The following is a 10,609-nucleotide window of genomic DNA, read 5'->3' on the forward strand; positions in this document are numbered from 1 at the left end:
CCTCCTCAGCTGTGAGCTGATGATCTGCAAGGCAGTCGGAAATAAGCTCATCGAGCGCCTCAGATTTGATCCGGTTGAGGAGGTCGTCGTCGAGCTGAAGCCCGCGCAGGTAAGATTCCATATCGAAGCGGTTAAAGGAGGTGCTGCCGTCCATAAACAGGCTAACGGCTGCATCGGCGAGCAGCAGGTTTCGCTGCGTGCGCTCCGGCTCGGGCAGGGAAGGGGCTGCGAGTGCCTGCAGAAGCTGATCGGGCCTGTCTGAGTCCGTGAGGTTTTCGAGGCTTTCCGCAGCTTGCATGAGCGTGAGCTGTGCCTGCTTTTTGCGGGATGTTTTGGCAACGCGCGCAATAAGAAGGATGAGGCAGCCCCCCGCAACAGTGAGCAGGGAAGGGGTGAGGATGCCCGCGATAAGAACAATCCATCCAACTGCAAAGCCGGCTGTTACGAGCGGATCTCTCTGTTTGAAAACAGGAGCCTGCGGCGGTGCGGCCGTTTCGCCTGCCTGCCCGCTGCCCGAATAAGTGAGGCCCGTATTTACGAATTCCTCAACGGTGGGCTGTCCGCCCGAAGCGGCTGCCGTGGATCCGCTTCGGGAGCGTTTCGACTTGGGGCCGATTTTCTCGCGGTAGTACAGACCGTGCCTGCCGCCGGCCACGTAGGCGCCGTTTTTGTTAAACCCAATGCGGGCACCGGTAACACCGGCCGATAACCCAATGCCTCCCTTGGAAAAATTGATTCTTACCGGACCCCTGGAGATACTTTTTCTTAAAAAAAACGGCATGTTCTGTTTGAATTTTAAATCTAATATTCTAATTTGAGGCTCGAATTAGTGCTGTTGCTAAACAGCTGAAAACACTGATTTTGAAAAAAGCCTCTCCCGAACGGTTTTAATTTGGTGGCCGTAGGGTTGTCTGGTAATATAAGAAACAGGGGTTATTTCAGCAGAAATATTGAAAGCACAAGCGGATATAAACTTAACAGCGTAAACTTCACAAAATAAAATTTTCTGCTAACAGCGAAAATTCGCTTGTCTTTAACTTTTCGATTTCTTATCTATGATGAGGCTGTTTTGCAGCTGTTTTTTTGATTCGGCGGGATATTTGTAAACGACGATAGAGTTACTTTAAACACTTAACGATTCGTACAGTAATGCTTATTAACCTTCAAAAAAGTAAGAAAGCGATTTTCTGCGCATTAGCAGCCTTTTTCGCTTTGGGGATGTTCGGACATTCTGCTGCCGATGCGCAGAATATCCGGTTTACGGGTTTTGTTAAAACGGATGCCTACTCTGATAACAGAGAGCTGGTTTCTGCACGTGAAGGGCAGTTTGCCCTTTTTCCTTTGCCCGAACGCATTATTAACGGCGAGGACTTAAACGAAAACCGGCAGTTTAACATGGTGAGTATTCAGACCCGCGTTACGGGTCATATCAGCGGGCCCGATGCTTTTGGTGCACGCACCAGCGGGATGATAGAAGGTGCTTTTTTCGGCGTTACCGATGCCAACATCAATACTTTCCGGATGCGGCACGCCTTTGTACGCCTCGACTGGGAAAATACACAGCTGATTGTGGGTCAGTTCTGGCATCCGATGTTTATCACCCAGAGTTTTCCGGAAGTGGTGAACTTCAATACAGGGGTGCCGTTTCAGGCTTTTTCCCGGAATCCGCAGGTACGGCTTACCTATAAAATGGGGGATATCAGCCTGATTGCCGCGGCCCTAACGCAGCGCGACTTTGCCGGACCCGGCGGGAGTCAGCCCCTTCGGAATGCGGGCATCCCGAATCTGCACGCAGGTATTCAGGGTACTGCCGGCGGGCATCACTTCGGCACCGGGGTAGATTTTAAAACTGTGGTACTCGAAAACAAGTTTACCGAATCTGCAAACAGCCTGGCTGCCTTTGCCTTCGCGAGGCTTAATTTCGGCGGACCATTCTTTAAAGTTTACGGCCTTGTGGGTCAGAATATGACCGACCATCTGATGATTGGGGGCCTTGCACGGGAAGCGGTTTCAGGCGGAAAGGATAAGGTTTATCCTACTGATATTTTTTCCGTTTGGACCGAACTCAGCACCGGCTTCCGCGGCGACAGTGAGGGAATCCGTACCGAGTTCGGCATATTTGCCGGATATACACAGAATTTGGGGGTAAGTGAAGACGGCCTCACGCCGGTTCCCGGTTCCCGGGGCCTGGCGTTTGGGGCCGCCTATCCCGATACCGGGCTCGACTATGTCTGGAGGGTTTCCCCCCGTGCACAGATGCAGTCGGGGCCGGTACGCTTCGCAGCCGAGTTTGAGTACACGGTTGCCGCCTACGGACCCTTCAACACCGATCTTACCATCAGGGACAGCGAAACCGTTGGCAATTTCAGGATTCAGCTTTCAGCTTACCTGTTTTTCTGATGAAAGAAACAAGGCAGTAAACAGCTGTGGGCCTTTACAGCAGTTTTGTGAAGGCCTGCAGGGTCATAAAGATTTTGGGGATACTGCCTTTGTATCAATAAACGCAACACGACTCAACCTAACCAACTAACTCAATTGCGCACTATGGAACATAAAGAAATGGCCAAAGCGTACTGGAAGAAAAACCTCACCTATGTAGGCGGGCTGCTTTTCATCTGGTTTATGGCATCGTTCGGAGCAGGTATTCTGTTTGTGGATTACCTGGATAATTTTACGCTGGGTGGTTTTCCGCTCGGTTTTTGGTTTGCTCAGCAGGGCTCTATGTACATCTTCGTCATTGTAATTGCTGCATATATGGTGCTGATGAACAAGCTCGATAAAGAGTTCGGCTTTGATGAACAAGACTAACCTAAACCAACAGAGAAACTAATCAAATGGATCCTATCCTTTTTTGGACGTTAATAATCGTCGGAGCAAGTTTTGCGCTTTATATCGGTATTGCGGTTTGGTCGCGTGCCGGCAATACAAGTGAATTTTATGTGGCGGGCGGCTCTGTGCCTCCGCTGGCAAACGGTATGGCAACCGCCGCTGACTGGATGTCGGCTGCCTCCTTTATCTCGATGGCCGGCCTGATCGCCTTTATGGGGCGCGACGGTTCGGTTTACCTGATGGGCTGGACGGGCGGCTACGTGCTGCTGGCGCTTCTGCTCGCACCTTATCTGCGTAAATTCGGTAAGTTTACGGTGCCTGATTTCGTGGGCGACCGTTACTACTCCTCAACTGCCCGTCTTGTGGCGGTTGTGTGTGCCGTGTTTATTTCCTTCGTATATGTTGCAGGTCAGATGCGCGGGGTAGGTATTGTATTCTCCCGCTTCCTGAATGTGGAAATTGAGATCGGTGTGGTAATCGGGATGGTTATCGTGTTCTTCTACGCGGTATTCGGCGGTATGAAAGGCATTACCTACACACAGGTTGCGCAGTACTGTGTGCTTATTTTTGCCTATCTCGTACCGGCAGTTTTTATCTCACTGCTCCTTACCGGAAACGTGATTCCTCAGGTTGGCTTCGGTTCAACCATGCTCGGCAGTGATCAGTCTATCCTTGAACGCCTCGACGGCCTAAGCACCGAATTCGGGTTTGACGCGTACACGTCAGGAGCTCTGGCCAAACTGGATGTCTTCTTCATCACCTTCGCGCTCATGGTGGGCACCGCGGGTCTTCCGCACGTAATTGTGCGTTTCTTCACCGTACCTAAGGTACGTGATGCCCGTAAATCAGCGCTTTATGCCCTTATTTTTATCGTGCTTCTGTACGCTACGGCTCCTGCCATTGCAGCCTTTGCACGCGTGAACCTTTTCGAAACCATCAACAATGTGAAGTATGAAGAGGTGCCTGACTGGTTTAAGACCTGGGAAAACACCGGCCTCATTGTTTTTGATGATAAAAATGAGGACGGCATCATTCAGTACCGCGCCGATAACACCATAAATGAGCTAAATATCGACCGCGATATCATCGTACTTGCCAACCCTGAAATTGCAGGCCTGCCCGCTTGGGTAATCGGTCTGGTTGCTGCCGGAGGTGTGGCGGCTGCGCTCTCCACGGCTGCGGGGCTTCTGCTCGTAATCTCGACTTCCGTTGCCCATGACCTTGTGAAACGAACCCTTTCACCAAGTATGAGCGATAAGAAAGAGCTGATGATTGCTCGGATTTCCGCTGGTCTGGCGGTAGTTATTGCCGGTTACTTCGGTATTAATCCGCCCGGGTTTGTGGCCCAAACGGTGGCCTTTGCCTTCGGGCTTGCGGCGGCCTCCTTCTTCCCGGCCATCATGCTCGGTATTTTCTACAAGCGCATGAATAAGGAAGGGGCCATTGCAGGCATGGTTGCCGGACTCGTAATCACAACCGCCTACATCGTGTACTTCACCTTCATCCGTACCGACCTGAACAATATCGACCACTGGTGGTTTGGTATTTCGCCTCAGGGCTTCGGAACCGTAGGTATGCTGGTGAACTTTGCGGTCGCCCTTGCGGTGTCCAAATTCACGGCGCCGCCGCCGATTGAGATTCAGAATCTGGTTGAGAACATCCGCATCCCGCGTGAACTCACCGATGATGAAAGCAAGTAAAAACTGAAACGCAACAAGCATGAACCGGATGCAGGATATCCGGTTCATGCTTGATTTTTATCTGTAAAAGATTTTTGTTATTCAAACTGCGGCTTAAACAGCTGCGCTTTTCCTTCAACATTATTTTTTCACCGCGATGCAGACCGGGTGTCAGCATCCGCCAAGCTAACATTCACGAACAAGATCAGCCTAACGTATGTCTAATTCAGCAACTGACGAAACTGTAAACAAGAACGGAGAATTTTATTATCCCTCCGATGAAATTGTAGCCAATGCGCACATCAAAGATTATGATGCTGTTTATAAACGCTCTATCGAAGACCCTGAAGGATTTTGGGCGGAAGAGGCGGACAAGCTTGAGTGGTACAAAAAATGGGACAAAGTTTTTGATGACTCCCAGGCACCCTTCTACAAGTGGTTTGTAGGTGCCAAAACCAACATTATCCAAAATGCCATCGACCGGCACCTGAAAACCTGGCGACGCAACAAGGTTGCCATGATCTGGGAAGGTGAGCCGGGCGATGTGAAGGTGCTTTCCTATCATGCCCTGAACCGTGAAGTGAGTAAAACGGCCAACGTGCTCAAGAGCATGGGCGTGCGTAAGGGCGATATTGTTACCATCTACATGCCGCAAATCCCCGAGCTTGCCATCACCATGCTTGCATGTGTGAAGATAGGCGCTGCCCACAGCGTTGTTTACGGCGGCTTTAGTGTGGAAGCGCTTGCCGACCGTATCGCGAGTGCCAATTCCCGTGTACTCGTAACTGCCGACGGCGGCTTTCGCCGTGGTAAAATTACCGACCTCAAATCCATCGCTAACGAAGCCATGGACCGCTCCCCGACCATTGAGGTGTGTATCACGGTGAAGCGCACCGGGCATGAAGTCCGCATGGAAAACGACCGCGATTTCTGGTTTCACGACCTGATGTCGCTGCCCATCGCAAGCACCAAGTGCGAAACCGAGCAGATGGATGCCGAAGATATGCTCTTCATCCTTTTCACTTCCGGTACAACCGGCAAGCCCAAGGGTCTGGTGCACACACACGGCGGCTATCAGGTGTACACCTCAACCACACACCGCTATGTGTTTGATATTAAGGATGAAGACCGCTGGTGGTGTGCTGCCGATCCGGGCTGGATTACCGGACACAGCTACCTGGTTTACAGCCCGCTGATTAATGGCTCCACCATTATTATGTACGAAGGCGCCCCAAACCATCCGTACCCGAACCGCTGGTGGCACATGATTGAAAAGTACGGGGTTACCATTCTGTACACCTCTCCTACTGCGGTGCGCGGCCTGATGCGTTTCGGCGATCAGTGGCCGAAGCGGCACGACCTGAGCAGCCTGCGCCTGCTGGGCTCCGTTGGCGAGCCGATTAATCCCGAGGCCTGGCGCTGGTATCACAAGCATATCGGGGGCGACAGGTGCCCGATTATGGATACCTGGTGGCAGACCGAAACCGGCGGCTTTATGATCACCCCGCTGCCCGTAACCCCGCTGAAACCCGGCTCCGCAACCAAGCCTTTCTTTGGCGTGCAGGTTGCAATTGTGGATGAAAACGGGGAAGAGGTTGCTCCCGGTGAGGAAGGCAAGCTCGTTATCAAGCGCCCGACGCCCGGTATGGCGAGAACCATCCTCAACGATCCGGAGCGCTATGCCGATACCTACTGGAAAGAGTATGAAGCCAAAGGTTGGTACAAAGCCGGTGACTCTGCCCGTATCGACGAAGACGGCTACATCTGGGTTATCGGCCGGATTGATGACGTTATCAAAGTGAGCGGGTACCGCCTCGGTACCGCTGAGGTGGAGAGCGCGTTGGTAAGCTTCCCGGCTGTAGCCGAAGCTGCTGCTATTGCTCTGCCGCATGAGCTCAAGGGGAACTGCATTCACGTGTACTGTATCCTGAAAGCCGGTATGACCGGTGATCAGAAACTGGCTAACGAAATCAAGGCGCACGTAAGCTCCGAGATTGGTCCGATTGCCAAGCCGGAGGAAGTGCACTTCCTCGAATCGCTGCCGAAAACAAGAAGCGGTAAAATTATGCGTCGCGTGCTCAAAGCCCGCGCCATGGGCGTTGATGAGGGCGACCTTTCAACCCTGGAAGAATAAACCGCGCAGAGCTGTAACGGAAAGCCTTCGGTGCTTCGGCGCCGGAGGCTTTTTTATTGCGGCAAATGATTCACCACTGCTACAGCTAATCCGGCCAAAATGCTGTATTTTGTGATGTATCATCTTCTGTAATCCTGCCTGAGTACGAGAATCAGCCGTATCCTTCGCTAAAACAAACGGGTTTATGTCAGCTCCACAACAAAGCTATCTTACGCCTTCGCAAACCGGCACAGAACTGATTACCCGCGAATGGGTGTCAGAATCAACGGCAGGGTACACGCTGGTACAGCAGCAGCTCTCAAAACTTGAATGGGGCAGGCGGCCGGTTACCGAAGGCCAAGGCAGCAAATCAGATAAGGTGCTGCCGCTGAGCGCTTCTGTTGACGAGATGCTTGTCGCACTCAACAACGCCAAAGGCGCCCATATTCAGCTCAGCAGCGCTTCGGCCGGGCGGCAGTGGCGTGTTGGCGTAAGCGATGTGCTCGGCCTCACGCCTTTGCTGCTTCACCTTATCGGCAATTGCCGGGATAACGAGGAGCTGGCTTCTTCCCGCAACAGGCTTGCGTTCATCCTTCGGGAGGCCCTGGGTTGCGGGGCTTCACCCTTGCTGCTGCTCAACATGGTGAGCGATATGGCCGAAACCCTGCATCACATTGCCATACACCGTGCCATACAGGAAATGGACAGCGAGCCGCCCTGCCCGTTTATGTTTATGGTGATGGGTTCGGAAGGCCGCAACGAGCAGACCCTCAAAACCGATCAGGATAACGCCATTGTTTTTGAGGGTGATGAGGAAGTGCATCAGCCGTATTTCCTGAAGCTGGGCGACAAAGTAAACCGCATGCTCGATGCCTTTGGCTTCGACTACTGCCGGGGCGACATCATGGCGCGAAACCCGAAATGGTGCCGCAGCCTTGCTTCCTGGAAAGCGTATTTCACACGCTGGGTTAATACCCCTGATCCCATGGCCGTGATGCACACCACCATCTTTTTTGATTTTCGCTATGCCTACGGTGATGCCGGCATTGCCCTGGCGCTGCGTGAGCATCTCAATACCATCCTCAAAAAGCGCTCGGATGTGTTCTTTTATCAGCTGGCGCAGAACACCATCGGAAATGCCATTCCGCTGGGGTTTTTCGGAGGATTCAAGTACCCCTCCGGGGTCGGACTTGATATGAAGAAGGCCATGCTGCCGGCTGTAAATTATGCCCGCATTTTCGCCCTGAGGAATCAGGTATCGGAAACCAACACCATCCGCCGGCTTCGACTCATTGCCGGAACGGAATACCTCTCAGCCGAAGATGCAGGTTTGCTGATCAGGCACTACAGCGGACTCATGAAGGTCCGCCTCGAACATCACATCCATAGAATCATAGACCGAAACCGTAGCGCGGATAATTTCATTATTCCCGAAGAATACAGCCCTGAAATGCAGGCCTTCCTGAAAGAAGCCTTCAAAAAAATGAGGGACCTCCAAAAACGACTCGGATTTATTTACCGGACGGGATATTAGGGTTTCTGGTTTCTGGTTTGTAGATGCCTAAATACGGTTGATGTTTTTAGTTGACATTAAGCATTTTTGGGTCGGTCCGCGGCCAAACCGCTAAAAGCTAAAAGCCAACCGCCGGCCGCCTGAATCAGAAAAGTTTGTAACCCCGGCTTGCTTTTATTCCTCTTTGAATAAAGAAAACCATGAACCGATTTTCCGGCGTGACGTATAAGCCGTTTATCGTCACCATATTTATTGAACACACTATTTGTCTAATTCCATGAAATTTATTTACATAAGTCTTGCGCTGCTCATGGCTGGCGCATTTATGAACAGCGCTGCACAGGCGCAGTCATCTTTCGACCTCACTGCCGGCAATACGGGCATTTCAATCGGGGATTCGGAGGGCGTAAACGGTATCCGGCTGAATTTCAGGGATTCCCGGCTTCGTAAGGTGAACGGCCTCAATGCAACCATTTGGGTGCCCCGCGAAGAAAATTTGTACACGGGTACCATCAATGGTGTGGCATTGGGATTACCGGCTACGGGTTTTGAAAACCTGAACGGGGTCGGTTACAGCTGGCTGGCGCTTGTAAGTATGGGGAAAATCAGAGGGGTAACTTCCTCGGGTATTGCTACGGTTGCTTCCGAAAACTATGGCGTAGGCCTGGCAGGGGTTGCCAATGTTTCAGCGGAGGGCTCCGGCGGGGTTTTCGTGAGCGGCATTGCCAATGTTTCCGGTGGCAGCTTTTCGGGGATCAGTCTCAGCGGAATTGCGAGCGTAACCGCTGATCATCAGCGCGGTATCAGTGCGGGAGGCTTCGCCGCTGTAACCGGCGAAAGCGCCCGCGGGATTACCTTCGGCGGACTCGCAGCGGTGGTAGGCGAAGAAAAACGCGGCATCACGGTGGGCGGACTTGCCTCTGTTACCGGTGAGCAGCTGCGGGGGATTTCCGCTGGTGGGCTTGCCTCGGTTGCCGGCGGCGGATTTCGCGGTATTCAGGTTGGCGGACTTGCTGCCGTGAGCGGAGAAAACAGCCGCGGGATTCAGGCTTCGGGGCTTGCCTCCGTAACCGGCGGTGAAATGCGGGGTATTTCCGTATCCCTGCTTGCGGCAATTTCCGGGGAGGGCGGCCGCGGCATCATGGCTGCGCCCATTGTGGTGAGCGGCGGGCAATTCACCGGTATTTCTGCTGCGGGTCTTGTTCAGGCGGGTGAAAGCTTCAGGGGGCTGAATGCTTCCGGTTTAATCACGGCAGGGGAAACCATCCGCGGCCTTCAGCTCAGCGGTTTCGGGATTGCAGGCAGGGATGTTTCGGGCATCAGCTTTGCCGGCGGATTTGTAGCCGCTGAAAACCTGCGCGGCGCATCTTTAAGCTCGGCCGTGCTGGCGCAGCAGCTTTCAGGCTTGCATGTGGCAAGCCTGTTCACCTACCTGCCTGATGAGGGGCGTCAGTACGGGCTTGTGCTCGCGCCGGTAAACTGGAACGACGGCATCCAAAGCGGCCTCACCATCGGGATTGTGAACTATGCCCAAAACCTGAGGGGACTGCAAATCGGCCTCATCAACATCGCTCAGGAAGGTGGTTTTGCACGTGTGTTTCCCTTCTTTAATTACGGCCGGTAAGGGTCAGCTCCATCGCAGGATACAGATATAAAAAAAGCGCCCGAAGCTTTTCAGTGCTGCAAGCCTCAGCGGCATTCAGAACTGAAAACGCTCCGGGCGCCTTTTTTTTGCAGAACCGGCTTAGGGGAGCCTAAACATGTGCGGGCCGCCTGGCTTTACCCTTCGGACTGGGGCGCTGCGGAAACCGAATTTTCTTTTTCGGTGATATGGGACACTTTCTCAGAGATGAAAGAATTCAGGATGTCGAGCGCTACTTTGTTTTGCCCCCCGTGCGGGATGATGATATCTGCATACCGCTTGGAGGGTTCCACAAACTCAAGGTGCATGGGGCGCACAAACTGCTCGTACTGATTCAGCACGCTGTCCACACTCCGGCCGCGGTCGTTGATATCGCGCTTCAGCCTGCGGAGCAGGCGCAGGTCATCATCGGTATCCACAAAAATTTTGATGTTCATCAGCTCCCTAAGTTCGCGCTCGTAGAAAATGAGGATGCCGTCAACAAGGATGATGGGTTTTGGGGTGTAGGTGCTGTAGTTTTCGGAACGCACGTGATTCTTGAAATCATAAATCGGGCATTTGATACTGTAGCCGTTTAAAAGTGCGTTCACGTGCCGGATCATCAGTTCGGTTTCGAGGGCAGCGGGATGGTCATAATTCTGCTTTACACGCTGTTCAAAGGTGAGGTGCTTCAGATCCCGGTAATAGGAGTCGTGCTGCAGCAGTACGAGGTTTTCGCTGCCCACTGCGTTGATAATGTGGCTTACAACCGTTGTTTTACCTGAGCCGCTTCCTCCGGCTACACCGATTACAAAGGGTTTCATAGAAGGATTATTTTGAGGGTAAGGTTCAGA

The 10,609-nt window shown here is 52.7% G+C and carries 8 protein-coding genes; 6 read left to right on the top strand and 2 right to left on the bottom strand.

Annotation, left to right across the window (positions count from 1 at the left end; genetic code table 11):
- Positions 1 to 781: DUF4236 domain-containing protein (locus tag LAT75_RS13490; RefSeq protein ID WP_291483202.1), on the bottom strand; the 781-nt coding region annotated here is incomplete at its 3' end.
- Between the two features lie 437 nt (positions 782 to 1,218).
- On the opposite strand from LAT75_RS13490, the gene LAT75_RS13495 reads away from it, so the two are divergent.
- The 6 genes from LAT75_RS13495 to LAT75_RS13520 all read left to right on the top strand — a co-directional run bounded on the left by LAT75_RS13495 (position 1,219) and on the right by LAT75_RS13520 (position 9,758).
- On the top strand, positions 1,219 to 2,400 hold the full coding sequence (locus tag LAT75_RS13495; protein ID WP_291483203.1) for a hypothetical protein: 1,182 nt from the start codon (positions 1,219 to 1,221) through the stop codon (positions 2,398 to 2,400).
- 144 nt (positions 2,401 to 2,544) lie between these two features.
- Positions 2,545 to 2,808, top strand: a complete 264-nt coding sequence (locus tag LAT75_RS13500) for a DUF4212 domain-containing protein (protein ID WP_291483204.1) — start codon at positions 2,545 to 2,547, stop codon at positions 2,806 to 2,808.
- Between the two features lie 26 nt (positions 2,809 to 2,834).
- Positions 2,835 to 4,529, top strand: a complete 1,695-nt coding sequence (locus LAT75_RS13505; protein ID WP_291483205.1) for a sodium:solute symporter family protein — start codon at positions 2,835 to 2,837, stop codon at positions 4,527 to 4,529.
- Positions 4,530 to 4,725: 196 nt separating this feature from the next.
- Positions 4,726 to 6,642, top strand: coding sequence for an acetate--CoA ligase (gene acs / locus LAT75_RS13510; protein ID WP_291483206.1), 1,917 nt, complete (start codon positions 4,726 to 4,728; stop codon positions 6,640 to 6,642).
- A 184-nt stretch (positions 6,643 to 6,826) separates the two neighbouring features.
- Entirely contained in the window at positions 6,827 to 8,155 is a 1,329-nt protein-coding gene (locus LAT75_RS13515; RefSeq protein WP_291483207.1) for a DUF294 nucleotidyltransferase-like domain-containing protein, read from the top strand.
- A 256-nt stretch (positions 8,156 to 8,411) separates the two neighbouring features.
- On the top strand, positions 8,412 to 9,758 hold the full coding sequence (locus tag LAT75_RS13520) for a hypothetical protein (protein ID WP_291483208.1): 1,347 nt from the start codon (positions 8,412 to 8,414) through the stop codon (positions 9,756 to 9,758).
- Between the two features lie 155 nt (positions 9,759 to 9,913).
- Here the strand turns inward: LAT75_RS13520 and udk are convergent, their stop codons facing one another.
- Complete coding sequence (gene udk / locus LAT75_RS13525) at positions 9,914 to 10,579, bottom strand: uridine kinase (protein WP_291483209.1); 666 nt, start codon at positions 10,577 to 10,579, stop codon at positions 9,914 to 9,916.
- Positions 10,580 to 10,609 lie beyond the last annotated feature (30 nt).

The sequence above is a fragment of the Cyclonatronum sp. genome (assembly GCF_022565315.1).
Classification (GTDB): domain Bacteria; phylum Bacteroidota; class Rhodothermia; order Balneolales; family Cyclonatronaceae; genus Cyclonatronum.

Excerpts from the sequence above, each read along its gene's own strand:
- LAT75_RS13520 (WP_291483208.1), top strand. The coding sequence starts at position 8,412 with ATGAAATTTATTTACATAAGTCTTGCGCTGCTCATGGCTGGCGCATTT.
- LAT75_RS13495 (WP_291483203.1), top strand. The coding sequence starts at position 1,219 with ATGTTCGGACATTCTGCTGCCGATGCGCAGAATATCCGGTTTACGGGT.
- udk (WP_291483209.1), bottom strand. The coding sequence starts at position 10,579 with ATGAAACCCTTTGTAATCGGTGTAGCCGGAGGAAGCGGCTCAGGTAAA.
- LAT75_RS13505 (WP_291483205.1), top strand. The coding sequence starts at position 2,835 with ATGGATCCTATCCTTTTTTGGACGTTAATAATCGTCGGAGCAAGTTTT.
- LAT75_RS13500 (WP_291483204.1), top strand. The coding sequence starts at position 2,545 with ATGGAACATAAAGAAATGGCCAAAGCGTACTGGAAGAAAAACCTCACC.
- LAT75_RS13515 (WP_291483207.1), top strand. The coding sequence starts at position 6,827 with ATGTCAGCTCCACAACAAAGCTATCTTACGCCTTCGCAAACCGGCACA.
- acs (WP_291483206.1), top strand. The coding sequence starts at position 4,726 with ATGTCTAATTCAGCAACTGACGAAACTGTAAACAAGAACGGAGAATTT.